At 43.6% G+C, this 1189-nt stretch carries 1 protein-coding gene; it reads right to left on the bottom strand.

The window, feature by feature from the left end:
* Positions 1 to 12: 12 nt before the first annotated feature.
* Positions 13 to 1188 (bottom strand): elongation factor Tu, encoded by a 1176-nt coding sequence (tuf, locus tag ACFIM8_RS09090; protein ID WP_012755022.1) that lies wholly within the window; start codon positions 1186 to 1188, stop codon positions 13 to 15.
* Position 1189 lies beyond the last annotated feature (1 nt).

Genomic DNA, 1189 nt, shown 5'->3' on the forward strand with positions numbered 1-1189 from the left:
AACAAGCATTATTTATTCAATGATCTTAGAGACGATACCGGCACCAACAGTACGACCACCTTCACGAATAGCAAAACGAAGTTTTTCCTCCATCGCTATTGGAACGATCAACGAAACATCCATGGCAACATTATCACCGGGCATAACCATTTCTGTACCTTCTGGAAGCGTAACAATACCTGTAACATCCGTCGTACGGAAGTAAAACTGTGGACGATAATTCGTGAAAAATGGCGTATGACGTCCACCTTCATCTTTTGTCAAAATGTAAGCTTCTGCTTTAAACCGTGTATGAGGTGTAACGGATCCTGGCTTCGCCAATACTTGACCACGCTCAATCCCTTCACGGTCAACACCACGTAGCAGAGCTCCTATATTATCACCCGCTTGACCTTGATCCAAAAGCTTGCGGAACATTTCAACGCCTGTAACCGTCGTCTTAGAAGTTGGACGAATACCGATAATCTCGATTTCCTCTCCAACTTTGATAACACCACGCTCAACACGACCCGTAACAACGGTTCCACGACCCGAAATCGAAAACACATCCTCTATCGGCATCAAAAATGGTTGATCAACAGGACGCTCAGGGGTTGGAATATAATTATCAACTTCACTCATTAAAAGACGAACAGCATCTTCACCAATGCTTTTATCCTTATCCTCAAGAGCTGCCAACGCAGAACCCTTAACAATTGGTATATCATCGCCTGGGAAATCATATTTGGATAAAAGTTCCCGAACCTCAAGCTCTACAAGCTCTAAAAGTTCTGCATCATCAACCTGATCAACTTTATTAAGAAAAACAACAATTGCTGGGACACCAACCTGACGTGCAAGCAAAATATGCTCACGTGTCTGAGGCATTGGGCCATCCGCTGCTGAAACAACCAAAATAGCACCATCCATCTGTGCTGCCCCTGTGATCATGTTTTTCACATAATCAGCGTGTCCTGGACAATCAACGTGCGCATAGTGACGATTTTCTGTTTCATACTCAACATGTGCTGTAGAAATAGTAATTCCACGTGCACGTTCCTCTGGCGCAGCGTCAATTTGGTCATAAGCTTTAAATTCACCAAAATATTTCGTAATCGCTGCTGTCAACGAGGTCTTCCCATGATCAACGTGACCAATCGTACCAATATTAACATGCGGTTTTGTTCGTTCAAACTTGCTCTTCGCCATT

The sequence above is a fragment of the Bartonella sp. AC535YNZD genome (assembly GCF_042196625.1).
GTDB lineage: Bacteria > Pseudomonadota > Alphaproteobacteria > Rhizobiales > Rhizobiaceae > Bartonella.